Raw genomic sequence first — 23,981 nt, forward strand, 5'->3', positions numbered from 1 at the left:
GCCCATGCTAACCACGGTGCGCGACAAGCGGATCAAGCCGTGGTGATGGCCTCCCGATAGGCGTTCACGGATTCCGTCAACTGGTCCATCGAGACGCGCAGCTGGACGATCGTCTCGAGGTCGAAGCCCAGGGAGCGGCCGATGTGCGGCGGGATCCGCTCGGCCTGCGCGCGCAGCGCCTCGCCCTTGTCGGTGAGCGTGATCCGCACGGAACGCTCGTCGTCGGCCTGGCGTTCGCGCGTGACGAGGCCGGCCTTTTCCAGGCGCTTCAACAGCGGCGACAACGTGCCCGAGTCGAGGTTCAGCGCGGCGCCGAGTTCCTTCACCTGCTGGGCGTCGTGTTCCCACAGCGCCAGCATCACGAGGTACTGCGGGTACGTGAGGTCGAGCGGCTCGAGCAGCGTCCGGTAGAGCGACGTGACGGCGCGCGACGCCGAGTAGAGCCCGAAGCAGAGCTGGTCGTCGAGCAGGAGCGAGCCCGTCTCGCCGGGATCCTGGCTGGTCATGGGTACCTCCTCCACAAGGTGTAACTCTCGATGATCCCCGAAATGTGCCCGAACGAGCAACTCAAGTGCCTTAGATCTCATTGGACTCAGTTTAGTTGTGCACAATTGAGTTGTGCACTAATTTCATGAAGGTCAGCAACGGACACCGCCTGGAGGAGACCCGAGATGACCACCCCGAACCCGCAGAACCTCGCCCTCGAACCCGCCGCGCAGGCGTTTTCCGAGGCCACGGCCGCGCACCCGTTCCTGTTCGAGCTCCCGCCGGCCGAAGGTCGCAAGGCCGTGGACGGCGTGCAGGACGGCCCCGTCGAGATGCCGCCCGCCGACATCGAGGTCGTCCAGGTGCCGGGTGGCCCGAACGGCGACGTCGAGGTCCGCATCGTCAAGCCCCAGGGTGTGACCGGTCCGCTGCCGATCCTCGTGTACGTCCACGGCGCCGGCTGGGTCTTCGGTGGCTTCCACACCCACGAGCGGCTGGTCCGCGAACTCGCCGCCGGTACCGGCGCGGCCGTGGTCTTCCCGGAGTACAGCCTTTCGCCCGAGGCGCGCTACCCCGTCGCGATCGAGGAGAACTACGCGGTCGCGAAGTGGGCCGTCGAGCACGGCGCCGAGAAGGGGCTCGACACCTCCCGTGTCGCCATCGCCGGTGACTCGGTCGGCGGGAACATGACCGCCGCCCTCACGATCATGGCCAAGCAGCGCGGCGACGTGCGCTTCCTGCAGCAGGTGCTGTTCTACCCGGTCACCGACGCGAACTTCGACACCGAGTCCTACCGCCTGTTCGCCACGGGCTACTTCCTGCAGCGCGACGCCATGAAGTGGTTCTGGGACCAGTACACGACCGACGAGGCCCAGCGCGCCGAGATCACCGCGTCGCCGCTGCGCGCGTCGCTCGAAGACCTGGCGGGTCTGCCGCCGGCGCTCGTGATCACCGGCGAGGCCGACGTGCTTCGCGACGAGGGCGAGGCGTACGCGGCGAAGCTGCGCCGGGCGGGCGTCGCCGTGACGGCCGCGCGCTATGCCGGCGCCATCCACGACTTCGTGATGGTCAACGCGCTGCGCGAGACCGGCGCCGCCGACGCCGCGATCAAGCAGGCGATCAGCGTCCTCCGTGCCGCGTTCGGAGCCTGAAACCGCAGCTGAGACGCCCGGCGGGCCACCCTCTTGATCTTGTGACGGCGCTCACCTGATCACAACGGGGGTGGCCTGCCGAACGTTTCTTGTACAGGGGTTTGTACAGCGGGTTCGATCTTCCGGACACGCGTCCTGGAGGGGGAGTTCCCGTGCACCTGAGCAGCATCCGGCTGGACTCACCGGTCGAAGTGATCGTGATCGGCGTGCTGGCCTTGCTCGCGGTCGTGGCCGTCCCGTGGTTCTGGGACCGGTGGCGCAAGCGCAAGCAGCTCGGGCGCAGCACCACCGTGCTCACGGCCGTGGTGCTGGTCGTGGTGAGCGTTTCGCTGGTGGGCAACCTCATCGGCGGCTTCTTCCCCACGCTCGGCTCGCTGCTCGGCACCGGTGTGTACGCGGCCGAAAGCGTCGACGCCGAGGCCGGCGACAACGGCGCGGACCTCGACAAGATGCGCGACCTCGGCGTGGTGCACGCGCGCGAGGGCAAGGGGACCGTGCTGCACATGAAGGTCACGGGCCGGCGCACCGGGCTGGTGCGCGACGTCGCCGTGTATCTGCCGCCGCAGTACTTCCAGCCGGCCTACCGCTCGCTGAAGTTCCCGGCGATCGAGTGGATCCCGAACTACCCGTCGGGCCCCGAGGTCGCCACGAGCGGCTACCACCTGCCCGAACAGCTCGACGCGGCGATCGCCAAGCACGTGCTGCCGCCCACCGTCGTCGTGATCCCCGACCCGACGGGCGTGCCCAAGGTCGGCCACGACACCGAGTGCGTCGACGAGGTCGGCGGCACCCCCAACGACACCTACCTCTCCGCCGACGTCCGCGAGTGGGCCATCCAGCGCCTCGGCCTCAACCCGGCACGCGGCGCGTGGACCATCGCGGGCTGGTCCTCGGGCGGCTACTGCGCCATGAACCTCGTGACGCGCCACCCGCAGTGGTTCGCCCAAGCCGTCAGCGTCAGCGGCTACGACCGCGCCCAGGTGGACTCCGAAACCGAAGACCTCTTCCACGGCCGCCACGACATCGACGACGCCAACAACGTCCGCCTGAACGTGCGCCTGCATCCGTCCCCTGTGGACATCCTGGCGATCTCCGGCGACAAGGAGAACTACGAAAGCTTCGCCATCGACCAGATCCGCGCCGCCGCCCAAGCCCCCGTCCGCTTCTCCTCGTGGCGAATCCCGGACGCGGGACACAACATGAACACGTTCAAGTCGCAGCTGCCCGACGTCCTGGCGTGGATCGGCGCGCGCATCCCCGGACCTTGCGCAGCCGGCCGGCACGTCGACGTCAGCGGCGGCGTGCGGCCGTGGCCGCTGCCGAAGTCGGGGGCGCGCGGTGCGTTGTCGGCGACGGACGAGTGAGGGTCAGGGTTTCAGCAGTGGCACGAGTTTCTTCACGACGGACGTGATCTGCGCCGACGCGGTGTCGTAGCTGACGGACTGCGGCTGTTCCGTGAGGACGGTGACGATGAAGCGGTCGCCGTCGCCGGCGAGGCCGGAGGTGTGGAGCATGCGGGTCGGGCGGCAGCAGGACCAGCCTTGCTTCACGGCGAAGTTGCCGGGGCCCAGGGCGTCGGGGATGCCGAAGTACTGGCGGAAACCGTCGGCGCCGAACTCGGTGGCGGCGTGCAGGGCGGCGAGGATCACCGTGCGTTCGTCGGCGGGAGCCTTGGTGAACAGGTACTGGTAGACCTTCGTGACGTCGTTGGCCGTGATCTCCGTGTCGCCCCAGCGGCCCGGGCTCGCGGGCGGGTGGGTTTCCGTGAGTCCCATCCGCTGGATAGCGCTTTCGACGATCTGCGTCTCCCCGTTGGCGACCCAGAGCGTGCTGGCGGTCGTGTCGTCGCTGCGGGACAGCATTTCCTTCACGGTGCCGGCGGGCGTGCCGTTCTCCAGGGCGGACACGGCGATCATCAGCTTCACCAGCGACGCCGACGTGTAAGTGCGGTCCGCGTTCGCCGACAGCACGGTGGTCCCCGTCGTGCGGTCGTAGACCACGGCGCTCACGTGCCCGCGCGGGACGAGCGCCGACAGCGCCTGGGTGCTCGGCTTGCCGGCCTTGGCGCCACCGGGCGTCGACGAGTTGCGCGCCGGCGGGATTTTGCTGGACGACGTGGGCGACGGGGTCTTCGAGGGCACGGAAACGGTCGAGCTTTCCGAGCCGGCCGCGGCGATCGGCGTCGGACCGAGCGCGGTGACGACGTGCCGAGCCGGCTCCGCCACCACGAGCACCAGCGCGACGAGTGCCCCCAGGCACAACCCCACGAGGAAGAGGATGTTCACTTTGCGCATGACCGGACTTGTCCGATCACCCGTTCGGTGTTGCCGAATCGGGGGCCTTTTGTGGCATTGATCTCGAAGAAGGCCGAATCCGGTGACGCTCCGGGGGGCTGCGGGCAAGCACCGGCGTTTCACTCCGGGTGAAGACGGGGTACCTCCTTCGCGTGAGTCAGCTCACCACGGGAAGGACTGGAGTCATGGTTCATGCGCATGGAGCCCGGATCCGGGTGGAGGGCCTGCAGCCCGCGCAGGTCCTGGCCGCCCTGGTGGGCGTTGCGTTCCTGGTCTACGGCGTAATCGGCTTCGCGAGGACCGGCGTCGGTGGCTTCACCGGGCACCACGAAGCCGGCTTTTGGCGGTTCTCCGGCAACCCGATGAACAACCTGGTGCACGTGGTGACCGGCGTGCTCGGCGTGCTGCTCGCGTTCGGCTCCGGCCGCGCGCGGACGTTCGGCTGGCTGCTCTTCCTCGGCTACGGCGTGCTGTTCGTGTGGGGCCTGATGATCACCGGCATGATCGCGGCCAACCCGTTCACCGTCGCCGGCAACCCGCTGGACCTCACGACGCCGGACAACTGGCTGCACCTCGGCATCGCCGTGCTGGGCCTGGTGATCGCGATGGCGCCGGCGCGCCGCAAGGTGCGGCTGCCGGACGAGGACGTGGAGCCGATCACGGCGGATCAGGCCCAGACGAGCGTGATCGAGCGGGTCGAGGACGACGACCACGCCGGGTCCACCCGGGAGATCCAGCCCCGGGAGAAGCGCGGTCCCGGCCTGGCGCACTAGAACACACCGAGGGCCCGGCAACTCCCGCAGTTGCCGGGCCCTCGGTGTGTTCGGGAACTGCCGCTCCTTCCGCCGCCCGTGGCCGGTTGTCCTGACGACGCGCTGTCGGGGCGCGGCGCCGGGTCTGGGGTCAGTAGCTGTACGGGTCGCTCGAAGCGCCGGCGGCCGGGGCACTCGTGGTCGGCTTGGCCGGGGCGGATCCGGTGCTCGTGGTGGTGCCGGACTTGCAGCCGTTGGGCTCGATCACGAACCACGTGCCCTTCACGCCCATGCCGTTGGCCTGGCCGGGCGCGGTGTCCTTCGAATACCGGTACAGCGGCCAGCCGCCGAGCGTGGCCTGCGTGGTGCCGTCGGCGCGTTTGACGCTGCCGAGCAGCTTGGCGTCGATGCCGTCGAGTGCGACGTTGCCGCTGGTCAGCACGGGCGGCCACAGCTTGGCGCAGTCACCGTCGCAAGTGGACTTCGAGGGTTTCTTGCTGTCCTTGGTGAACAGGTAGAGCGTGAAGCCGTCCTGGTCGACCACGGCCGCGCCGACGCCGTCGACCTTGCCGGCGCTGAGCTTCACACCGTCCGAAGTGGACTTTCCGGCCTTGCCGCCCTGCGGGGTGGCCGCGAACCAGGTGCCGTTCACGCCCTGGCCGGTGGCGTCGCCGGGCGTGGTGTCCTTGGCGTAGGTGTAGAGCGGCCAGCCGTTGACAGTCACCTGCTCGGTGCCGTCGTCGCGGGTCACGCTGCCGACGAGGCTCTTGTCCACGCCGTCGAGCTGCACGGCGCCCTTCGACAGCAGCGGTGGCCACGCCTTGGCGCAGTCGGCCACGCACGCGGACTTCGGCGGTTTGGCGGTGTCCTTGTCGAAGCGGTAGAGCGTCTGGCCGTCGCCGTCGGTGAGGACCTTGCCCAGCTCACCGACGTCGGTGGCCGCGAGTTTGACGGCCGTCTCGGTCGCGGCCGCGGCGTTGCCGACCTGACCGCCCCCGGTCCCGCCGCCGGGCACCGGCGCGGGTGGAGCGGTCGTGCCCGAGCAGGCGCTCAGCAGCGTGAGCCCTGCGGCCGCCGAGACGACGATGACGCCCGTGCGGAACCTGCGAAGCATGAAACTTCTCCTTGGGTACGTGGTCGCCGCGCCAGGCGCAGCTGCCGGTACCCCCCGCGTTCCGTGAGGAACGCTTCCCACCCTCTTACACGGGCGGTCGGGCGGAGCGGTTCAGCAGAAGTTGCGACTACTTTCCGTCACCTTCGAGGGCGCGGTCGACCAGTCGCCCTGCCGCGCCCGTGTACTGGGCGGGGTCGAGGAGGTCGTCGAGCTTCGCGGGGTCCAGGACATCGGTGACCTGGGATATCTCGGCGAGGACGTCCCGCAGCGGCCGGTTCTCGCCCACCGCCCGCTTCGACGCTTCACCGAGCACGTCCTTCGCCCGCGCCTTGCCGAGCAACGGCGCCAGCGCGGCCGACAGCCGTTCCGACACGATCAGCCCGTGCGTGAGGCCGACGTCCTCCCGCATCCGCTCCGCGTCCACGGCCAGGCCGCGCGCCAGCTCGACGGCCGTGTGCGCCGCCCCGCCCGTGAGGCGCAGGCACTCGCGCAGCAGCTGCCACTCGGCCTGCCACACGCCGGCGGACCGCTCGTCCTCCGCCAGCCCGGACTGCGTCACGCCCGCCGCCAGCACCGGCACCTGCAGCGCCGCCGAGCGGATCAGGGCCGACAGCACGGGGTTGCGCTTGTGCGGCATCGCCGACGAGCCACCGCCCGTGGGCTCCGCGACCTCGCCGATCTCGGTGCGCGTGAGCACCTGGACGTCGACCGCGAACTTGCCCAGCGCCGTGGCCGTTTGGGCCAGCGCGGCCACGAGATCCGCGACGGGCGTGCGGTTCGCGTGCCAGGGCAACGTCGTGGTGGCCAGGCCGGTTTCCTCGGCGAAGGCCTCGACGAGCCGCTCCGCGTAGTCCTCGGTGCCGTCGCCGTACTCGACGTACGCGGCCAGCGTCCCGGCCGCGCCGCCCAGCGACACGGGCAGCTCGAGGCGGCGCACCCGCCCTGCCGCGTCGAGCACGTACTGCCGCCAGCCCGCGGCCTTGAGCCCGAACGTCGTCGGTACGGCGTGGGCCGTCAGTGTCCGGCCCGGCATCACGGTGTCGCGGTGCGCGCGAGCCAGGTCCGCAAGCGCCGCCGCGGTTGTCGCCAAGTCGTCTCGCAGCAGCTCCAGCGCGTTCCTCGCGACGATCATCAACGCCGTGTCGACGATGTCCTGACTCGTCGACCCGCGGTGCACGTAGTCGGCATGCGTGGCCCCGACGGCCGCCGTCAGCTCCTTGACCAGCCCTACAACGGGATTCGCCGTCGCACGCGCCGTCTTCGCCAGCGCCACCACGTCGATCTCCCGCGCCACCTCGGCGGCCTTCGCGGTGATCGCCTCCGCCGCCCCGGTCGGCACGGTCCCCAGCCGCGCCTGCGCCCTCGCCAGGGCCGCCTCGGCCGCCAGCATCGCCCCCACCACCGCGTTGTCCCCGGTCACCGCCTCGACCGGCGTCCCGGCCCGCACGGGCGACAACAACCCGGAATCAGGATCGACGCTCATGCCGCCCAGCATCGCACGCGGGACTCGCCGCCACCGCGCTCCTGTGCGGAGCCTCGCATCGGGTCAGTGGCCCACCGTGCCGTCGAGGGATTCGCGCAGCAGATCAGCGTGGCCGTTGTGCCGCGCGTACTCCGCGATCTGGTGCACCAGTAACCACCGCAACGTGAACGGCTCACCGGTCACCAGCGACGTTCCCCGGTCCTCCAGCGAGGAAGCCGACGCGACGATCTCCCGCGAGCGTGCGCACTCCGTGCGCCACAAGGCCATTGCCTCGGTGACGTCGCCGTCGAGGGAGTCGAAGTCCTGGTTGGGTTCGTCGTCGGAGTAGTGGAGGAGGGGCACGTCGGCGCCGGCGAACTGTTGTTGGAACCACCAGCGTTCGACGCCCGCGAGGTGGCGCAGGATGCCGTGCAGGGAAAGGCCCGACGGGGACACGGCCTTGGTCGACAGGGCGTCCTGCCCGAGGCCCGCGCACTTCACCGCGAACGTCTCGCGGTGCCAGTCGAGGAACGCGACCAGGGTGTCGCGCTCACCGGCCAGCCTGGGGATGGCCTCTCGCGTGCTTTCGGCCACGGGCGAGAAATGCTGAGGAATTTCCATCCGCCCACGGTCTCACCCGGCACCGACAATTCCGGCTCACCGGGCAACCAGCCGCGAAACCGCCGTGGCCAAGGCCGTCCGCTGCGAATCCGGCCACAACGCGGCGTTTCCGGCCTGCGCGATGTTGCCGTACGTCAACGCGAGGATCAGATCGAGCAGCGCCGCAGCCGGCAACGCCGACGACACCGCCCCCGAGGCCTGAGCCGCCGCGATGCCCGCCACCTTGTCGGCCATCGCGCGCGAGAGGGGGGCCAGCGACTGCAGCAGGTCCGGCCGTCCGAGCGCCTGCCACAGGTTCAGCCGCACCATCCGCGGATTGGCGCGGTAAAAGTCGAATACCTGGCACGCGTACCCCGGCAGGTCCTCGGCGTCGAATGTCACCGCGGCCTGCGCCTGCAGCACCTTCTCCGTCAGCACGGCCTCGAACAGCCCGTCCTTGCTGCCGAAGTACGCGTAGATCATGCGCTGGTTCGCGCGCGCCCGTTCGGCGATGCGGCCGACGCGCCCGCCCGCGAGCCCGGCGTCGGAGAACTCCTCGATGGCCGCGTCGAGGATGCGACGGCGAGTGGCGGCGGCGTCGCGGGCCGGAGCCTCAGTCATGGGCGTCCACCGAGCGGCTCAGCTCCTCCCAACGGTCCAGCTCCGCGAGTTTGCGCTGCTCCGCGCGCCGGATGAAGTCCACGGCCTCGCCCGAAAGCGGCAGCCACAACGGCGGGTCGGTCAGCTCGAACACGCTCAGGATCATCGCCGCCGCCCGCGCCGGGTCGACGCCCGGGGCCTGCCCGGTGGCGTGGGCCGTGCGCATCGGCGCCAGCACGGACGCGTACGCGGGGCTCGGCTCGGGCGCGTCCATCGACGAGTACAGCGACGTCGCCATCGACCCCGCCTTGACCACCGTCACGCGCACGCCGAACCCGGCCGTCTCCAGGGCCAGCGCTTCGGAGAACCCCTCCAGAGCGAACTTCGCCGTGACGTAGGGGCCGAGCCCCGCCGCCGGTGCCAGCCGCCCGCTCACTGACGAGATCTGCAAGACGTGCCCCGCGCCCTGCTTCCGGAACACGGGCAGCGCAGCGCGGCTGACGTGGACCGCGCCCCAGAGGTTCGTCTCGACCTGGTCGCGGAAGTCGGCGAGCGGGGTGTCCTCGAGGCTGGAGACGTTGGCGTAGCCGGCGTTGTTGATCACGCCGTCGAGCCGGCCGAACTCGTCCACCGCACCTGCACGGCGTCCGCGGCGGCCTCGGGGTCCCGCACGTCCAGGGCCACGGCCCGCGCCGATTCGGGGTACGCCGAGACCAGGTCCGCGACCGCGTCGGAGCGGCGCGCCGTGGCCACGACCCGGTGGCCGGCCTCGAGCGCCGCGACCGCGAGCGCGCGACCGAGGCCGCGGGAAGTTCCGGTGATGAGCAGGGTGCGTGACATGGCCGTCCTCAAGTAAGTAACCGAATACTTACCACGATAACGGAGGATCCTCCACATTGCTAGGTGCCAACGAGCTCAAGGAGTTCACGCGCCTCGACCAGGGGTTCATGGAACATCTCCACGACACGCGCCGGGCCCGGGCCGAGTCCACCGAGGCGTGGTACGCACAGGCACGGCTGTTCCGCGACTCCGCCGTCGAGATCGTGGAGTTCGGCGACCGCCTGCGGGCTCAGCTGTGAGCGACCTCCCGCTGCCGCAGCACCTTCCGCAGGATCTTGCCCGCGGCGGACTTCGGGATGGCGTCCACGAACCCCACCTGCCGCACCTTCTTGTACGGCGCCACCCGCTCGGCCACGAACGCCTGCACCGCGGCCTCGTCCAGCTCCGCTGACCGGCGCACGACGAACGCCTTGGGCACCTCGCCCGCCTCGTCGTCGGGCACGCCGATCACGGCCGCGTCGGCGATGCCCGGGTGCGTCAGCAGCAGCGCCTCCAGCTCGGCCGGCGGGACCTGGAAACCCTTGTACTTGATCAGTTCCTTGAGCCGGTCGACCACGTGGAACACGCCGCGGCCGTCGACGGTCACGATGTCGTCGGTGTGCAGGTAGCCGTCGCTGTCGATGGTCGCGGCGGTGGCGGCGGCGTTGTTGAGGTAGCCGCGCATCACGTTCGGGCCGCGCACCCACAGCTCGCCGCGCTCGGCGTCTTCGCCGGTCACGGGGTCGACCACGCGGGCCTCGACGCTCGGCATCAGCAGCCCGATCGACCCGCGGTCGACGTCGGGCCGGTCGGCCGGGATGCCGTGCGTGCACGGGCTGGTCTCGGTGAGGCCGTAGCCCTGCAGCACCGTGACGTTCAGCCGCGCGGCCAGCTCCTGGGCGATGCCGGCGTCGAGCGGCGCGGCGGCGCTCATCACCACGTCGACGCAGCCGAGGTCGTAGTCGGTCACGAACGGGACCTTCGCCAGCGCCAGTGCGATCGGCGGCGCGATGAACAGGTGGTCCACGCGGTGCTCGGCCACGGCGGCGAGGAAGCCCTTGAGGTCGAACCTCGGCATGGTCACCACGGTCGCCCGGTTGAGCAGGCTGATGTTCATGATCCCGTTCATGCCGTAGATGTGGAACAGCGGCAGCACGGCGATCGAACGCTTGCCCGGGCGCAGCTCCGTCAGCGGTTGCATCTGGCTGAGGTTCGCAACGACGTTCCGGTGCGTCAGCAGCACGCCCTTCGGCAAGCCGGTGGTGCCCGAGGAGTACGGCAGCACGGCGAGGTCGTCGGCCGTCGGTTCCGGCGGCGCGGCGGCGGTGCCGGCGAGCAGGTCGTCGAGCGACGTCACGCCGTCGGCCGCGTCGAGCACCACGATCTCTTTGACGCGTACGCCTTCCTCTTTCACGGCGGCGCGCGCGTTGCCGAGCCCGGCGGAGGTGGTGAACAGGATCCGCGCGCCCGCGTCACGCAGCTGGTGCGCCAGCTCGGCGGGGGTGTTGAGCGGGTTGGCGGGTGACACCGCGGCGCCCGAGCGCAGCACGCCGTGGAACACGACGGGGTACTCGGCGCAGTTCGGCGCGGCGAGCACGGCGACGTCGCCCCGGCCGATGCCGCGTTCGGCCAGCGCGGCAGCCAGGCGCTCGACGGCCGTGGCGAGCTCGCCGTAGGTCAGTCGCCTGCCCGAGCCGGCGTCGATGACCGCCGGGTGCGCGGCCTCCTCGGGTGTGAGCGAGCCCAGCAGCAGGCCGGGCAGGGATCCGTCGGGGATGACGACGTCGGGGTAGGTGCTGCGAATGGCCATCGCTCCTCCTGGGCAGGCCGCGGGTTCAGCGCACGGGCTTGGGTTCCTTGGGCAGCCCGAGCAGCAGGTCTCCGACGATGCCGCGCTGGATCTGAGACGAGCCGGCGTAGATCGTGCCGGCGCGGGAGTTGAGGTAGACGCTGGTCCACGACGCGGTCGAGTTCGGCGCGCCGGGATCGTCGGTGTGGTACCAGTTCGGCGACGGCCGCCCCGACGGCGTGAGCGCGTCGAGGCCGAGCACGTCGAGCGCGAGCTCCGTGACCAGGCGATGGTACTCGCTCCACAGCAGCTTGAAGGCCGCTGCGCGCGGCCCGGGCTCCTCGCCGTCGATCAGTAACGCGGCCGTGCGGAGGCCGTGGCAGCGCAGCTGTTCCACCTGCACGTGGCACCACGCGACGCGGCGGCGGATGTCCGGATCGGTGTCCAGGCCACGCTCGCGGACCAGGCCGACCAGCCGGTCGAGCTCGGCGCGGAAGCGGATCGGGGCGTGCAGCGCGGTTTCGCCGCGCTCGAAGCCGAGCAAGGTCATCGCGACGGCCCAGCCGCGGTCGACGTCACCCACCACGAGCTCGCGGTCGGTGGTGGCGTCGGTGAAAAAGACCTCGTTGAAGTCGGTGCCGCCGGTGATGTTTCGGATCGGCCGGATTTCCACGCCGGGCTGGTCAAGCGGGACCAGCAGCATGCTGATCCCCTTGTGCGGCGCGGCTTCGCGGTTGGTGCGGGCGAGCACGAACATCCAGTTGGCCAGGTGCGCGCCCGAGGACCAGAGTTTCTGGCCGTTGAGCCGCCACCGGTCGCCGTCGGGCTCGGCGCGCAGGGCGAGCGATGCCAGGTCGGACCCGGCGCCCGGCTCGGAGAAGCCCTGGGCGAACACGTACTCACCGGAGACGATGCGCGGCAGGAACCTCCCGCGCAGCTCGGGTTTGCCCCAGCGGAGCATGGTGTTGCCGAGCATGCCTATGCCGAACGCGTCGTTGTCGGACCCGAACGGGATCCCGGCTGTGGACAGTTCTTCCACCAGCACCACGAGTTCGGCCGGGCTGAGGCCGGCGCCGCCGTACTCGACGGGCCACGCGGGCGCGACCCAGCCGCGCTCGGCCAGCGCCGCGCGGGCCCGGGTGCGGAACTCGGCGTAGGCGTCGCCTTCGAGGCCGCCGATGCCGCGCCAGCCGGGCGGTACGAGAGCGGCGACGAACTCGTGGACCTGCTCGCGAAAACTCCCCACGCGCCCTCCTGCCTGGGTGACAACTCTGTCCTGACCTCAACAGTTGCGTAGAGAGACCCAATAGTCAATGCTTCGGTGCGGGCCTGGATCTTCGAGGAGGCGTGATGGGTTACGCGACGACGGACGAACAGCGCGAGCTCGCCGAGTCGGTGCGGCGGATGCTGGCCGACGCCGCGCGCACGGCGCCGCTGCCGCCCGCGTGGGAAGCCGCGGGCGCGGGCCTCGACGGAGCCCTGTGGAAGACCTTCGCCGACGCCGGGCTGTTCGGGTTGGGTGTGCCCGAGGAACGCGGCGGGTCCGGTGGTGGTTTGCGGGAACTGTGTGTGGTGGCCGAAGAAGTCGGGGCCGCGTTGCCGCGGATCCCGTTCGCCGCGGCGGTTTCCGCGGTGGCCGTTCTGAGTTCTGTGCACAATGTGGACAACCTTGTGGATGGTTCGGCCGTGGCGGTCGCGGCGTGGGAGTCGTTCCCTGTGTTTCCTGGGCATCGTTCGCCGTTGCGGCTGAGCGGGTCCACTGTGGACGGCGTGCTGCGCGTGGTGCCGTTCGGGCTCGACGCGGACGTGCTCGTGGCGGCGGTCGAGGGTCGGTTCGTGCGGATCGACCTGGCGGCGGCCGGGGTGCGGCGCGAGTCGGTGGGCGCGTTCGACGTGATCGAGCCGGCCGCGGTGGTGGAGCTTTCCGGGGTGCCGGTTGTCGAGGTGCCTTCGGCTGAGGTGTCGGCTCGGGTACTGACGGTGCTCGCGGCGGAGCTGGTCGGAACGGGGCAGCGGGCGCTCGACGGAGCGGTGGAGTACGCGAAGCAACGGCAGCAGTTCGGGCGGGCGATCGGGTCGTTCCAGGCGCTCAAGCACCTGCTCGCCGACCGGTTCGTGCAGCTCGACGCGGCACGGCTGCTGGTCGAGTGGGCCGCTTCCACCGTGGACGCCGGTGTTGAGGCCCTGCCCGCGGCGCGCACCGCCGTGGTCGCCGCGAGCGACGCCGCCGATGCGGCGACGCGCGATGCGCTGCAGGCCCATGGCGGTATCGGCTTCACCTGGGAACACCCGGCGCACGTCCACCTCAAGCACGCCCGCGCGCGGCGCCAGCTGCTCGGCTCGGCGGCACGCCAGCTCGACGCGGTGGCGGAGCACGTGTTCGCCTGAAACGTAGGTGCTTCCTTGATCCGGTTCGGGTAGTTTTCCGATCCGGAAAGAGGGGGAAATATTCATGCGGATTGTCGTGATCGGTGCTGCGCTGCTCGTGGCGCTGGCGGCGTGCAGCTCCGGGCCGCAGGCGAGCGCACCCGGGCCGGAGGCGCTGGGACCTGACGGCTTGCGCGGCCTTGCGCCGGGCGTCACCAAGGCGGCCACGGGCACCACGCTCGCGGCCCAGCCGATGTCGGGCTTCGACGGCTGCGAGTCGTACTCGTTCGCGGGCGGGCCGGCGCCCGAGCCGGGTGCGCTCGAGGCCGAGCATCAGGCCGTCGCCAAGGCCGACGACCTGAACCGAAAGGCCCAGGACGCCGACGCGCACGTGCTGGATCCGGGGCTGCGCGGTTCGGCGGCTGACTACGCGAAGTCAGCCGCTCAGTCGGCCGCGGCAGCGAAGCTGAGCGCGCAAGCCGCGGCGGCCACCGTCACCGTCACCGAGCTGCGCGAGGAGCGCGCGGTCGAGCTCGCGGCGAGTGGTGGCGCCGTCTTCTCCGGTGAAAAGCTGCGCTCGGTCGTCGCTCCGCCACAGGTCAAGACGCCCGAGGGGGCCGGCGCGGGCACGCCGCTGGCCGATCTGCACCGGCTCTACGACGCCAAGGGCCTCAAGCCGACGCCGGCCGGGCACTTCGCGGTGGCCGTGCCGGGACACCCGACGTGGACGTACGACTTCACGGCCGAAGGCCCGAAGGTCACGTACGTCGCGTTGCTGGACGCCTCCGTGAAGTGCGGCTGACGGTCAATTCTCCCGGTACGAGGGGACACTCCCGGCCGGCCGCCGTCGACCCGGTGGAGCCGCGCGTGGTCTGATCGACTTCAGGAGTCTTGCTGAAGGAGTGCGCGTGACGAGATTTGAGTTTCCCGGGTCTCAGGGCACGCCGCTGGCGGCGCGGCTGGAGCTACCGGAGGGCGAGCCCAAGGCGTACGCGCTCTTCGCTCACTGCTTCACGTGCAACAAGGACGTGGTCGCGGCGACGCGGGTCGCGCGGGGGCTCACGGCGTTCGGCGTGGCCGTGCTGCGGTTCGACTTCACCGGGCTCGGCGGGTCGGAGGGCGAGTTCGCCAACACGGACTTCAGCTCGAACGTCGCCGACCTGGTCGCGGCCGCGAACCACCTGCGAGAGGAGTACGCCGCCCCGAAGCTGCTGATCGGGCACTCGCTCGGTGGCGCTGCCGTGCTGGCCGCGCGGCACGCCGTGCCGGAGGTGCGGGCCGTGGCGACGATCGCCGCGCCCGCCGATCCGCAGCACGTGGCGAAGCTGCTGGGTGACTGTCGCGAGCAGATCGAGCGCCACGGCGAGGCCGAGGTGGTGCTGGCGGGGCGGCCGTTCCGCATCCGCAAGCAGTTCCTGGACGACATCGCCGCGCAGCCGCAAGCGGAGCGGATCCGGGGGTTGAAGGCGGCGTTGCTGGTGCTGCATTCGCCGGTGGATGCCGAGGTGGGGGTGGAGAACGCCCGCGTCATCTTCGACACCGCGCGGCACCCGAAGTCGTTCGTCGCGCTCGACGGTGCCGACCACCTGCTCACGGGCCGCGCCGACGCCGCGTTCGCCGCGGACATCCTCGCCACCTGGGCCAAGCGCTACCTGGCCTGACCGCGGTGAAGGGCCCCGCGTGGAGCCCTTCACCGTTAGCGGTCAGCCCAGCACGTCACGCCACTTGTCGGCCAGCGAGGTCAGGAACGCCGGGTCGCTGGAGGCCACCTTGGGGAAGGTGGCCAGGCGTTCGAAGGGGCGGCAGGCGTCGATGATGGCGCGGCTGTTGTAGGTGGGAGAACCGTCCACGTACAGCGGGTCCAGCTTGCTGCCCCACGTCTGCTTCATGATCTCGATGTCGCGGGACGGGTCGCTGCGGGTGGACATGGCCCAGATGACCTCGTCGGGGTCGGCGGGGTCGACGTCGTCGTCCACGACGACCACGTAGCGGTTCATGTACGCCGCGGCGGGGCACTGGGCGGCGAGGTACGCGACCTGCCGCGCGTGGCCGGGGTAGCGCTGCTGCAGCGAAACGGCGATGAACAGCCGGCCGCCGCCCGATTCGTGCGCCCACGCCTTCACCACGCCCGGCACGCCCGTGGCGGCGAGCTCGTCGTGGATCATCGCCGACTTCATCACGGTCCGCATGTACGAGTAGTCGTGCGGCGGTTTCCCGGGCGGCGCGCCGAGCAGGATCGGGTTGTCGCGGTAGTACATGCGCGTGATGTCGATGGCCAGGTTCGGCCGGCGCTTGCCGGAGTAGTACCCGGTCCACTCGCCGAACGGGCCTTCGTCCCGCTGGTGGTCCGGCCGCAGCCAGCCCTCGATGGCGATCTCGCTGCCGGCGGGGATGGGGAGGCCGGTGTCGGGGCCCAGCACGACCGGCACCCGCGAACCCAGCACCGCGCCCGCGTACTCCAGCTCCGAAACCCCGCCTGGCACCTCCGTGCCGCCGAGCACGAGCAGCAGCGGGTCGTGGCCGAACGACACCGTGACCGGCGCCCGGCCTTCCTTCTCGAACCAGGCCCGCACGTTCTGGTCACCGTGCTTGCCCGGCACCATCGCGACGGTGACGCCGCGGCCGTCGTCCTGGACCTCCATGCGGTAGCAGCCGCCGTTGTGGACGCCGGTTTCCGGGTTGGAGGTCACCACGAAGCAGCCGGTGCCGATGAATCGCCCACCGTCGTCGGCGTGCCAGCGCGGCACGGGGAAGTCGAGGAGGTTGACCTCGGAGCCGGCCACGGAGTTGGCCAGCAGCGGCGCGTCCGACACCGGCAGCACGGGGAAGTCCCGCGCGGCGGCCGACCACTGGGAAGGCTTGCCGCGGAGGGCGTCCACCACGCCGACGGAGTCGAGGTCCTCGCCGAGGCGCAGCGTGCGGCCCAGCCGGCGCGGCGAACCCGTGCTGCCCGTCAAGACGCGCAGGCCGCTCGCGTAGCCCTTGATGTCGTCGAACAGCAGCGCGGGCGGTGGGTCCATCCGGTAGCTCAGCTCGGCGATGCCGCCCAGTTCGAGGTCCCAGTCGGCGCCCTTCACGTCGCGCAGTTCGCCGTAGCCCGCGATCGCGTCGAGGTGGGTGCGGAGGCTGAGGAGGGGTTCGTCCGTCACTGCGTGCCGCCGAAGAACGAGGCCAGCGAGGGCCACAGGTCCGGTCGCTCCAGGAGGCTGAGGTGGCGGGTCTTCTCCAGGATGCGCAGCTCGGCGTTGGCGATGCCCGCGGCCACTGCCTCGGACATCGCGGGCGGAGTCGCGTAGTCCTCCTCGCCGACGACCACGAGAGTCGGGGCCGTCACGTCGCCGAGGCGGGCACGCGCGTCCAGGCCGCCGAGTGCGCGGCAGGCAGCACCGTGAGCTGCGGAGTCGGTCTTGAGGAAGATCTCGCAGACGCGCTCGACCTCGTCCGGGTGGCCGGTGAGGAACGGCTCGGCGAACCACCGGTCGCGTTGGAAGTCGAGCTGCTTGTCCCGGGGCACCGTCGTCGCCCGCTCGGCTCGCTCCGCCCAGACCGGCACGGCGTCGTCACCGTAATACGCCGTGCCATCGGCCAGGACCAGCCGGTGCACAAGCTCGGGCCGCGTCGCCGCGAGGGCCAGCGCGGTGCTGGCGCCCATGGACAGGCCGACGACGTCGGCGGGGCCGGCGTCCGCGGCGGCGATTACGGCCGCCGCGTCCGCCGCCATGTCGTCGACCGTGAAGTCGGCACCGTCCCAAGTGGACTCGCCGTGGCCGCGCGCGTCCAGGGCCAGCACCTGCGCCTCAGCCGAGAAGAACCGCGCCACCGGGTCCCAGACCGCTCCGGACAGCGCGAGCGGGTGCAGGAGCAGCAGCGGCCGGCCGGACGTTCCCGTCCGGTGGACGTGCAGCGTGCCCTGCGGGGTTTCGACGTTCACGCGGTCGCCCTTTCGTTCTTGGCGGCCCGGCGCGTGGCCGCGGCCTTGATCGCGGCGTGGATCTCGGAGTACGTGCCGCAGCGGCAGATGTTGCCCTCCAGGTGCTCCACGACCTCTTCGTCGGTCGGCTGCGGGTTCTCGCCCAGCAGCTCGTGGGCCATCATCACGAACCCGGGAATGCAGTAGCCGCACTGCATCGCGCGGTTGGCGACGAACTCGTCCACCACCTCGTCGTCGGCCGGCAGGCCGTCGGCGGTGGTGATCTCGGCACCGTCGAAGCGCGCGGCCCGCGAGAGGCACGTCGACACGCTCTTGCCCGACACCAGCGCCGTGCAGGCGCCGCACGCGCCGACGCCGCAGCCCTCGCGCACGCTCGTGGTGCCGAACTCGCGGCGCAACACGTCGAGCAGCAACTCGTCGTCGGCCACGCCCAGCTTGCGGCGCAGGCCGTTGACCTTCAGCTCGATCTCCCTCACGACTGTTCCTCCAGCGCGGTCAGAATGCGTTCCGGCGTCAGCGGCAGCTGCGTGATGCGCACGCCGGTCGCGTCGCGCACGGCGTTGGCGATGGCCGGCGCGAGCGGGATGATGGTGGTCTCGCCGACGCCCTTCGCGCCGAACGGACCCGTCCGATGTGGACTCTCGATGATGATCGGCGTGAGCTTGTCCGGCATGTCCTTGATCGACGGCAGCTGGTAGTCCAGCAGCGTGCCGTTCACGATCTGGCCCTCGTCGAACACCATCTGGTCGAACAGCGCGTGCCCGATCCCCATGATCGCGGCGCCGGAAAGCTGCTGCTCCACCATCGCGGGGTTGATCGCACGGCCCACGTCCCCGGCCACGGCCAGGTGCTCGATGTGCACGCGCCCGGTCGCCGTGTCCACCGTGAGCTGCACCGCGGCCGCACCGGCGAACCAGTGCTCGGTGACCTGCGGCGACAGGCCGTTCTCGTGGTCGTACGGCTGCCACGACGTGCTGAAGTTGGCCTCCGCCGTCAGCGTCGTGCCGCGCGCCCCGAAGTGCCCGTGCAGCAGCTCCGACACGGACACGTTCTCCTGCGTCTGCGCGCTGACGAGACCGTCGGACGTGAGCTTGATGTCCGTCGCCACCACGCCGAACCGTTCCGCCGCCAGCTCCACGAGCTTGTCGCGCATGTTCTCCGCGGCCAGGCGCACGGCGTTGCCGGTGTGATACGTCGAGCGGCTGCCGGCGGTGATCGTGTCGTAGGGCGTCACGTCGGTGTCGGCCTGGACCACGCGCACGTCGCCCTCGCCGAGGCACAGCACCTCGGCCGCGATCTGCGCCATGATCGTGTCGCTGCCCTGGCCCATGTCGATGGTGCTGATCAGCAGCGACGCCGAACCGTCCTGGTTGAGCTGCACCACGGCGTTGGAGATCGTCGGCGTGAGCACGGCCTTCATGCCGACTGCGACGCCGCGGCCGCGCACCAGCGTGCCCTCCTGCTTCACGAACGGCGTGCCCCACTCGATCGCCTCGGTCACGGCGTCGAGGCTGCCGAGGAAGTCGGCGCTGTGCATCGGCGTGCCGACCGGCGCGATGTCGCCTTCGCGCAGCATGTTGCGACGGCGGAACTCCACCGGGTCCTCGCCGAGCTGCCGCGCGAGCTCGTCGGCCAGCGACTCGTGCGCCCACGTGACCTGCGGCACGCCGAACCCGCGGAACGGCCCGGCCGACGGCTTGTTCGTGTACACACACCGGGACCGCACGTGCACGTTGTCCACTTTGTACGGACCCGGCGCGACCAGGCCCGATTTCGCAGTGATGCGCGGGCCGACATCGGCGTAGGCGCCGGTGTCGTAGCGGACGTCCGAAGTGGACGCCACGATCATCCCGTTCTCGTCCGCGGTCATGCTGCCCGCCACCGCGCAGCCGTGGCGCGTGGTCAGCAGGAACGCTTCTTCGCGGGTCGCCGTGATCTTCACGGCCATCTTCTGCGTCCACGCCAGCGCCGCGACCAGCGGTTCCAGCCTGTCGTACATCTTCGCGCCGAAGCTCCCGCCCAGCGGCGCGGTGCGCACGCGGACGCGGTTCAGCGGCAGGTCCAGCAGGTCGGCCAGCGACTGCCGCACGTACGACGGCGTCTGAGTGGTCGCCAGCAGCTCCAGCCGCTCGCCCTCGCACCAGGCGGCCGCGAACGGCAGCTCGATCGGCACGTGGTGCGTCGGCGGGCACCAGAAGTCGTAGGACACCGTGGTGCCGCTGACGCTCGACGGGTCGCCCTTGCGCAGGTTGTACTCGTAGTTCACGTTCGTGTCGCGCTTGCCGCGCAGGTGCTTCAGGTCGCCGAAGACGATCGACGGCCGCAGCTCGTCGTGCACGAACGGCGCGCCCAGCACGGCCTTGTCGACGTCGTGCACCGGCTCGAGCTCGTCGTAGGAGACCTCGATCAGCTCGGCCGCCTCCCGCGCCTGCTTGGCGCCGTGGGCGATCACCGCGGCGATCGGCTCGCCGACGTAGCGCACCTTGCCGTAGGCGAGGCACGGCTGGTCCGAGAACGCCGGGCCGGTCATGAGCCGGTCGCCGAACTCCGCGTACAGGTCGGCGCCGGTCACCACGGCGACCACGCCTTCGGCCGCGAGCGCGCGGCTCGTGTCGATGGCGGTGATCTTCGCGTGCGGGCGGGTGCTGCGGTGCACGGCGACATCGAGGCACGGCCGCACCGGCTGGTCAGCCGCGTATTGCAGCTCACCGCGGACCTTGGCCCGGCCGTCGACGCGCGCCCAGCGCTCACCGACGGCGGCGACCGAAGATCGAGACTCGACGGTGGTCATCGTTGCCCTCCTTCCAGGAGTTGCGGATAGCTTCTTCGACGGCCACGAGGCCGAGGCGCCGCTTGTAGTCGGAACTCCCGCGCACGTCGGGAATCGGGTCGAGCAGGGGTGTCGCGGCTTCCTTCGCGGCGCCGACGACGTCGTCCACGGACGTGTCGGCCGACGCTTCGAACTGCAGGAACACCGGCACGTGGCTCAATGCGCCGAGGCCGAGCCGGACGTCGCGCTTGCCGCGCGAGCGCTCCACGACGAGCGCGGCGGCCGAAGCCGCGGGCCAGTCGTTGGCCGCGAGGCTGGAGAGCTTCGCGAAGTGCGCGCCCGCGGACTCGGGCTGGGTGGGGATCTCGATCGCCGACACGAGCTCGCCGTGCTCCAGCGCGGTCTGCTGGAAGTCGACGAAGAACTCGCGCGCCGGCACTTTGCGCGAACCGCGCCGCGAGGTGAGCTCCACTGTGGCGTCGAGCACCATCAACGCCGTCGGCGGATCGAGCCGGTAGTCGCCGTGGGCGATGTTGCCGCCGACGCTCGCCGTGTTGCGCACGCGCGGGTTGGCCACGCGGCTGTAGACCTCGGCCGCGAGCGGGGCGACGCGGCGGACGATCGAGCTGGTTTCCATGCGCCGCAACGTGACCAGCGGGCCGACTCGCAGCCCCTTCGACGTCTCGGAGATCTCGTCCAGGCCCGTCACGCCGCCGATGTCGACCAGGTCAGTGGCGAACAGCACACCCTGCTTGAGCAGGATCTGCACGGCTGTGCCGCCGCCGTAGACCATCGTGTCCTCACCGTCGTCGAGGAGCGCGCAGGTCTCGTCGAGCGTGGTGGGGTAGTGGTAGGCGGTCATTTCTTCCCGCCGAACAGCTTCGCGAGCAGGCGGCGCCACCAGGATTCCTTCGCGGGCGCGGCGTCACCGGCCGGCGTCTCGGAGACCCGCTTCTTCGGGCCTTCCCGTTTGGCGATCACGCTCGCAAGCCCGGGGTTGTCCGGCCCGGGCGGGCCCGCGGCGCAGATCTCGGCGAACGCGGACACGAACTCCCGCTCCACCTCCTGCGAGCGGCGCCGGACGATCGACTCGCCCATGCGCCCGATCTTGCCCCAGATCGCGACGTCGAGGCTGTATTCCACTTTGGATGAAGACTCACCGTCGGGCTGGACGCCGAGCCGCGCGTCGATCTTGATCGAGCTGCCGAGCTTGTGGTCCTCGCCCTTGAGGAGGGCCTTGACCTCCTCGGGCTCGGTCAGCTCCGTGATCTCGGCGGAGAACCCGGCGCTGAACTTCACGTGCGCGATCTCGTTGACCAGCTTGCCGCGGTAGTGCGTGCTGTCCGAACGGACGAGCTCAGCGGCGCCGGGGATGGCGACCCGCATCGTGTCCGGGTCGAGGAAATGGGCGAAAACGCGTTTGTGGTCCGCGGGGACGACAAAGGAGGATCCAAGCTTCATAATGACCACCATAGAGGACTAAGTGTCTGCTCCACAGGACGTTAACACGGTCCTGGCGAGTCCGGAAAGGGCTCGGCTACCGTGCGCTGAGGCAGAATGGCGAGGGGTGACGGATCATGAGCGACGTTCCGGCGGTGCTGAACGCGGTGCGGCTCCTGGAGCGGATTGCCCGCGATTGGCCGGAACCGGTGTCTTCCGGGGCGCTGATCGAGGAACTCGGGCTCAACCGCAGCACGGCGTACAACATCCTCGGCACGCTGCAGCGGGCCGGCTGGACCACGTCGCGCGGCGACCGCGGTGGCTGGTCGCTGGGGCCGCGGCTGCTGTCGATGGCTCGCGTGTCCGAGGACTGGATGACCGACATCGTGCAGCAGGAGCTCGATTCGCTGAGCCAGCGCACGGGGTTCATCGTCTTCGCGGTGCAGCGCCACGGTGCCACCGACTACTCAGTGCTGGCGAAGGGTGACCGCGGCAAGGGGGTGCGGATCACCGTCGGCATCGGCGACACCTTCCCGTTCTCCGCGCCCGCCATCATGCGCGCGTTCCACGCGTGGGATGACCCGGCGAACGTCGAGCGGCTCGCGGAGCGTTACGGGCTGGAGGGTTTCACGGCCGAAACCATCACCACGCGTGCCGCGCTGCGCGAGGAGCTGGCGGCCACGCGGGAGCGCGGCTACAGCGTCAGCATCAGGGAGTTCGACCTCGGTCAGTCTGGGTTGGCGGCGCCGGTGTTCGACGCTCAGCGGCGCGTGTCGATGGTCGTCTGCACGCTCGCGTTCTCCTCGGAGCTCAACGAGTCCACTGTGGATCAACATGGCGCACTGATCCGCGAATGCGGCCTCAGGATCACCGATCGAACCGGAGGTGCGGTGAAAAGCGACGAATAGTTCCGCAGTTGCGGAAGTATTCCGATCTTGCCTGGCCACGGGTTTCTTGACCGCCGTCGACCGGCTCGCTTAATGTGCCGCATGCGGGACTCAATGTCCTCAATAGAGGACAACCTGTCCCGCCCTCCGAATCTCGATCCGGCCCATGGCGGCCCGGAAAGGAGATGGCCATGAGCGATGTCGCCGTCAAATCCACCTCGTGGACCAAGACTCTGACCCGCACCCAATGGCGGTCACTGATCGCAGCCAACCTCGGCTGGCTGTTCGACGGCTTCGAGACCTACGCCCTGATCCTCACAGCGGCGGTGGTGCTCAAGCGGCTCGACCCTGGCGCGCCCGCGAGCCAGGTCGCCTTCCTGACCGGCGCCACGATCGCCGTGACGCTCCTGGGCTGGGGCTTCGGCGGCATTCTCGGCGGCATCTTCGCCGACTACTTCGGCCGGCGCCGCGCGCTGCTGACGTCGATGGTCCTGTACGCGGCGTTCACGGGCCTCACCGCGGCGTCGTGGTCGTGGACGTCGTTCCTGGTCCTGCGCTTCATCACCGGCTTCGCGCTCGGTTCGGAGTGGGGCACGGGTACGTCGCTGGTCGCGGAGACCTGGCCGGCCCACGCCCGGGCCAAGGCCGCCGGGCTCATGCAGTGCGGCCTCGGGCTGGGCTTCTTCATCGCGTCGGCCTGCTGGCTCTTCATCTCGCCGCTGGGCGCGGACTCGTGGCGCTACATGTTCCTCATCGGGGTGCTGCCGGCCGTGTTCGCGCTGTGGCTGCGCAAGTCCGTGCCGGAGTCCGAGAACTGGAAGAGCGCGCACAAGCGGCGCAAGGAGCTCAAGGAACGCAAGGGCCAGCAGCTCACCGAACACGAGCAGTCGTTCACGCGGCTCACGTTGCGCCAGATCATGATCGACCCCAAGCTGCGCAAGCTGACCATCCTCGGGTCGCTCATGTCACTGGTCACCACGCTCGGCTGGTGGGGCATCTCCACGTGGGTGCCCGCGTACGTCGCTTCAGTCGCGGCCCACAACGGAGCCTCAGGGCAGTCGTGGGCCAGTGCGGCCGGGATGATCTACAACGCGGGCGCCATCGCCGGGTACATTTCGTTCGGCTTCATCGCCGACCGCTTCGGCCGAAAACCCGCGGTACTGCTGTTCTTCGGTGCGTCACTGGTCCTAACCCCCGTGCTGTTCCTGTGGACGCACAGCCTCGGCCTGATCGTGGTCGTGCTCGTGATCAACGGCTTCTTCACCCTCGGCCAGTACACCTGGATGCCGGTGTGGCTGCCGGAGTTCTACCCGACGCACCTGCGCGCGACCGGCGCCGCGTTCGTCTTCAACGCCGCGCGCTTCATCGCCTTCCTCGGCCCGCTCACCGCGGGCGCGATCATCTCCCAGCTCGGCGGCTACGGCGTCGCCGCCACCGTCGTGGGGCTCATCTACATCCTCGGCCTCGTCGTCGCCCCGTTCTGCCCCGAAACCCGCGGCCAGCAGCTTCCCGACTGATC

Annotated in this window: 23 protein-coding genes and 1 pseudogene; 9 read left to right on the forward strand and 15 right to left on the reverse strand. The window is 70.4% G+C overall.

Annotation, left to right across the window (positions count from 1 at the left end):
- Positions 1-32: 32 nt before the first annotated feature.
- Positions 33-506, reverse strand: coding sequence for a MarR family winged helix-turn-helix transcriptional regulator (locus K1T34_RS20050; protein WP_220245764.1), 474 nt, complete (start codon positions 504-506; stop codon positions 33-35).
- 165 nt (positions 507-671) lie between these two features.
- On the opposite strand from K1T34_RS20050, the gene K1T34_RS20055 reads away from it, so the two are divergent.
- Together K1T34_RS20055 and K1T34_RS20060 are read left to right on the forward strand one after the other, a co-directional pair.
- The gene (locus K1T34_RS20055) at positions 672-1,637 is read left to right on the forward strand and encodes an alpha/beta hydrolase (protein ID WP_220245765.1); all 966 of its coding nucleotides are present in this window, start codon (positions 672-674) and stop codon (positions 1,635-1,637) included.
- Positions 1,638-1,789: 152 nt separating this feature from the next.
- Complete coding sequence (locus K1T34_RS20060; protein ID WP_220245766.1) at positions 1,790-3,001, forward strand: esterase family protein; 1,212 nt, start codon at positions 1,790-1,792, stop codon at positions 2,999-3,001.
- A 3-nt stretch (positions 3,002-3,004) separates the two neighbouring features.
- On the opposite strand, the gene K1T34_RS20065 is transcribed toward K1T34_RS20060, so the two are convergent.
- Positions 3,005-3,931 carry a hypothetical protein gene (locus K1T34_RS20065; protein WP_220245767.1) on the reverse strand — a complete coding sequence of 309 codons (927 nt, stop codon included), beginning with the start codon at positions 3,929-3,931 and terminating at the stop codon, positions 3,005-3,007.
- Between the two features lie 185 nt (positions 3,932-4,116).
- Between K1T34_RS20065 and K1T34_RS20070 the strand changes: the two genes are divergently transcribed.
- Entirely contained in the window at positions 4,117-4,704 is a 588-nt protein-coding gene (locus tag K1T34_RS20070) for a DUF4383 domain-containing protein (protein ID WP_220245768.1), read from the forward strand.
- 130 nt (positions 4,705-4,834) lie between these two features.
- Here the strand turns inward: K1T34_RS20070 and K1T34_RS20075 are convergent, their stop codons facing one another.
- The 5 genes and pseudogenes from K1T34_RS20075 to K1T34_RS20095 all read right to left on the reverse strand — a co-directional run.
- Positions 4,835-5,797, reverse strand: coding sequence for an SCO0930 family lipoprotein (locus tag K1T34_RS20075; protein WP_220245769.1), 963 nt, complete (start codon positions 5,795-5,797; stop codon positions 4,835-4,837).
- Between the two features lie 127 nt (positions 5,798-5,924).
- The gene (gene pcaB / locus K1T34_RS20080; protein WP_220245770.1) at positions 5,925-7,280 is read right to left on the reverse strand and encodes a 3-carboxy-cis,cis-muconate cycloisomerase; all 1,356 of its coding nucleotides are present in this window, start codon (positions 7,278-7,280) and stop codon (positions 5,925-5,927) included.
- Positions 7,281-7,343: 63 nt separating this feature from the next.
- Complete coding sequence (locus tag K1T34_RS20085; protein WP_220245771.1) at positions 7,344-7,880, reverse strand: DinB family protein; 537 nt, start codon at positions 7,878-7,880, stop codon at positions 7,344-7,346.
- 36 nt (positions 7,881-7,916) lie between these two features.
- Positions 7,917-8,480, reverse strand: coding sequence for a TetR/AcrR family transcriptional regulator (locus K1T34_RS20090; protein ID WP_220245772.1), 564 nt, complete (start codon positions 8,478-8,480; stop codon positions 7,917-7,919).
- Positions 8,473-9,272, reverse strand: a pseudogene (locus K1T34_RS20095) (SDR family NAD(P)-dependent oxidoreductase); the annotation flags it as partial. The gene K1T34_RS20090 and the pseudogene K1T34_RS20095, both read right to left, overlap by 8 nt.
- Positions 9,273-9,355: 83 nt before the next feature.
- On the opposite strand from K1T34_RS20095, the gene K1T34_RS20105 reads away from it, so the two are divergent.
- Positions 9,356-9,538 carry a hypothetical protein gene (locus K1T34_RS20105; protein ID WP_220245775.1) on the forward strand — a complete coding sequence of 61 codons (183 nt, stop codon included), beginning with the start codon at positions 9,356-9,358 and terminating at the stop codon, positions 9,536-9,538.
- Here the strand turns inward: K1T34_RS20105 and K1T34_RS20110 are convergent.
- Together K1T34_RS20110 and K1T34_RS20115 are read right to left on the reverse strand one after the other, a co-directional pair.
- The gene (locus tag K1T34_RS20110) at positions 9,529-11,088 is read right to left on the reverse strand and encodes an AMP-binding protein (RefSeq protein WP_220245776.1); all 1,560 of its coding nucleotides are present in this window, start codon (positions 11,086-11,088) and stop codon (positions 9,529-9,531) included. The genes K1T34_RS20105 and K1T34_RS20110 overlap by 10 nt on opposite strands.
- Positions 11,089-11,113: 25 nt before the next feature.
- Positions 11,114-12,313, reverse strand: coding sequence for an acyl-CoA dehydrogenase family protein (locus tag K1T34_RS20115; RefSeq protein ID WP_220245777.1), 1,200 nt, complete (start codon positions 12,311-12,313; stop codon positions 11,114-11,116).
- Positions 12,314-12,417: 104 nt separating this feature from the next.
- Between K1T34_RS20115 and K1T34_RS20120 the strand changes: the two genes are divergently transcribed.
- The 3 genes from K1T34_RS20120 (at position 12,418) to K1T34_RS20130 (ending at position 15,095) form a co-directional block, all read left to right on the forward strand.
- Positions 12,418-13,455, forward strand: coding sequence for an acyl-CoA dehydrogenase family protein (locus K1T34_RS20120; RefSeq protein ID WP_220245778.1), 1,038 nt, complete (start codon positions 12,418-12,420; stop codon positions 13,453-13,455).
- Between the two features lie 64 nt (positions 13,456-13,519).
- Positions 13,520-14,236 carry a hypothetical protein gene (locus tag K1T34_RS20125; RefSeq protein ID WP_220245779.1) on the forward strand — a complete coding sequence of 239 codons (717 nt, stop codon included), beginning with the start codon at positions 13,520-13,522 and terminating at the stop codon, positions 14,234-14,236.
- Positions 14,237-14,342: 106 nt separating this feature from the next.
- Positions 14,343-15,095: a S9 family peptidase gene (locus K1T34_RS20130; RefSeq protein WP_220245780.1), complete on the forward strand. Its 753-nt coding sequence runs from the start codon at positions 14,343-14,345 to the stop codon at positions 15,093-15,095.
- Positions 15,096-15,137: 42 nt separating this feature from the next.
- Here K1T34_RS20130 and K1T34_RS20135 read toward each other — a convergent pair whose 3' ends face one another.
- Genes K1T34_RS20135 through K1T34_RS20160 form a run of 6 tightly spaced genes read right to left on the reverse strand, consistent with a single transcriptional unit; the run spans position 15,138 to position 21,596 of the window.
- Entirely contained in the window at positions 15,138-16,583 is a 1,446-nt protein-coding gene (locus tag K1T34_RS20135) for a UbiD family decarboxylase (protein WP_220245781.1), read from the reverse strand.
- A complete protein-coding gene (locus tag K1T34_RS20140) occupies positions 16,580-17,365 on the reverse strand; it encodes an alpha/beta fold hydrolase (RefSeq protein WP_220245782.1) in 786 nt (261 codons plus the stop codon). The genes K1T34_RS20135 and K1T34_RS20140 overlap by 4 nt, the downstream gene beginning before the upstream one ends.
- Positions 17,362-17,841 (reverse strand): (2Fe-2S)-binding protein, encoded by a 480-nt coding sequence (locus tag K1T34_RS20145; protein ID WP_220245783.1) that lies wholly within the window; start codon positions 17,839-17,841, stop codon positions 17,362-17,364. The genes K1T34_RS20140 and K1T34_RS20145 overlap by 4 nt, the downstream gene beginning before the upstream one ends.
- Complete coding sequence (locus K1T34_RS20150) at positions 17,838-20,156, reverse strand: xanthine dehydrogenase family protein molybdopterin-binding subunit (protein ID WP_220245784.1); 2,319 nt, start codon at positions 20,154-20,156, stop codon at positions 17,838-17,840. Before K1T34_RS20150 ends, K1T34_RS20145 begins: the two co-directional genes overlap by 4 nt.
- On the reverse strand, positions 20,113-20,997 hold the full coding sequence (locus K1T34_RS20155; RefSeq protein WP_220245785.1) for a xanthine dehydrogenase family protein subunit M: 885 nt from the start codon (positions 20,995-20,997) through the stop codon (positions 20,113-20,115). The genes K1T34_RS20150 and K1T34_RS20155 overlap by 44 nt, the downstream gene beginning before the upstream one ends.
- Positions 20,994-21,596 carry a CoxG family protein gene (locus K1T34_RS20160; protein WP_220245786.1) on the reverse strand — a complete coding sequence of 201 codons (603 nt, stop codon included), beginning with the start codon at positions 21,594-21,596 and terminating at the stop codon, positions 20,994-20,996. Before K1T34_RS20160 ends, K1T34_RS20155 begins: the two co-directional genes overlap by 4 nt.
- Before the next feature lie 116 nt (positions 21,597-21,712).
- On the opposite strand from K1T34_RS20160, the gene K1T34_RS20165 reads away from it, so the two are divergent.
- On the forward strand, positions 21,713-22,483 hold the full coding sequence (locus K1T34_RS20165; protein ID WP_220245787.1) for an IclR family transcriptional regulator: 771 nt from the start codon (positions 21,713-21,715) through the stop codon (positions 22,481-22,483).
- A gap of 170 nt (positions 22,484-22,653) precedes the next feature.
- Positions 22,654-23,979, forward strand: coding sequence for an MFS transporter (locus K1T34_RS20170; protein ID WP_255638603.1), 1,326 nt, complete (start codon positions 22,654-22,656; stop codon positions 23,977-23,979).
- The last annotated feature ends 2 nt before the right edge of the window (positions 23,980-23,981 follow it).

The sequence above is a fragment of the Amycolatopsis sp. DSM 110486 genome (assembly GCF_019468465.1).
Lineage (GTDB): Bacteria > Actinomycetota > Actinomycetes > Mycobacteriales > Pseudonocardiaceae > Amycolatopsis.

Bases quoted from the DNA above. Each gene is read 5' to 3' on its own strand.
- pcaB (WP_220245770.1), bottom strand. From the start codon at position 7,280: ATGAGCGTCGATCCTGATTCCGGGTTGTTGTCGCCCGTGCGGGCCGGG.
- K1T34_RS20090 (WP_220245772.1), bottom strand. From the start codon at position 8,480: ATGACTGAGGCTCCGGCCCGCGACGCCGCCGCCACTCGCCGTCGCATC.
- K1T34_RS20050 (WP_220245764.1), bottom strand. From the start codon at position 506: ATGACCAGCCAGGATCCCGGCGAGACGGGCTCGCTCCTGCTCGACGAC.
- K1T34_RS20085 (WP_220245771.1), bottom strand. From the start codon at position 7,880: ATGGAAATTCCTCAGCATTTCTCGCCCGTGGCCGAAAGCACGCGAGAG.
- K1T34_RS20150 (WP_220245784.1), bottom strand. From the start codon at position 20,156: ATGACCACCGTCGAGTCTCGATCTTCGGTCGCCGCCGTCGGTGAGCGC.
- K1T34_RS20125 (WP_220245779.1), top strand. From the start codon at position 13,520: ATGCGGATTGTCGTGATCGGTGCTGCGCTGCTCGTGGCGCTGGCGGCG.
- K1T34_RS20110 (WP_220245776.1), bottom strand. From the start codon at position 11,088: ATGGCCATTCGCAGCACCTACCCCGACGTCGTCATCCCCGACGGATCC.
- K1T34_RS20165 (WP_220245787.1), top strand. From the start codon at position 21,713: ATGAGCGACGTTCCGGCGGTGCTGAACGCGGTGCGGCTCCTGGAGCGG.
- K1T34_RS20055 (WP_220245765.1), top strand. From the start codon at position 672: ATGACCACCCCGAACCCGCAGAACCTCGCCCTCGAACCCGCCGCGCAG.
- K1T34_RS20070 (WP_220245768.1), top strand. From the start codon at position 4,117: ATGGTTCATGCGCATGGAGCCCGGATCCGGGTGGAGGGCCTGCAGCCC.
- K1T34_RS20120 (WP_220245778.1), top strand. From the start codon at position 12,418: ATGGGTTACGCGACGACGGACGAACAGCGCGAGCTCGCCGAGTCGGTG.
- K1T34_RS20075 (WP_220245769.1), bottom strand. From the start codon at position 5,797: ATGCTTCGCAGGTTCCGCACGGGCGTCATCGTCGTCTCGGCGGCCGCA.
- K1T34_RS20170 (WP_255638603.1), top strand. From the start codon at position 22,654: ATGAGCGATGTCGCCGTCAAATCCACCTCGTGGACCAAGACTCTGACC.
- K1T34_RS20160 (WP_220245786.1), bottom strand. From the start codon at position 21,596: ATGAAGCTTGGATCCTCCTTTGTCGTCCCCGCGGACCACAAACGCGTT.
- K1T34_RS20155 (WP_220245785.1), bottom strand. From the start codon at position 20,997: ATGACCGCCTACCACTACCCCACCACGCTCGACGAGACCTGCGCGCTC.
- K1T34_RS20065 (WP_220245767.1), bottom strand. From the start codon at position 3,931: ATGCGCAAAGTGAACATCCTCTTCCTCGTGGGGTTGTGCCTGGGGGCA.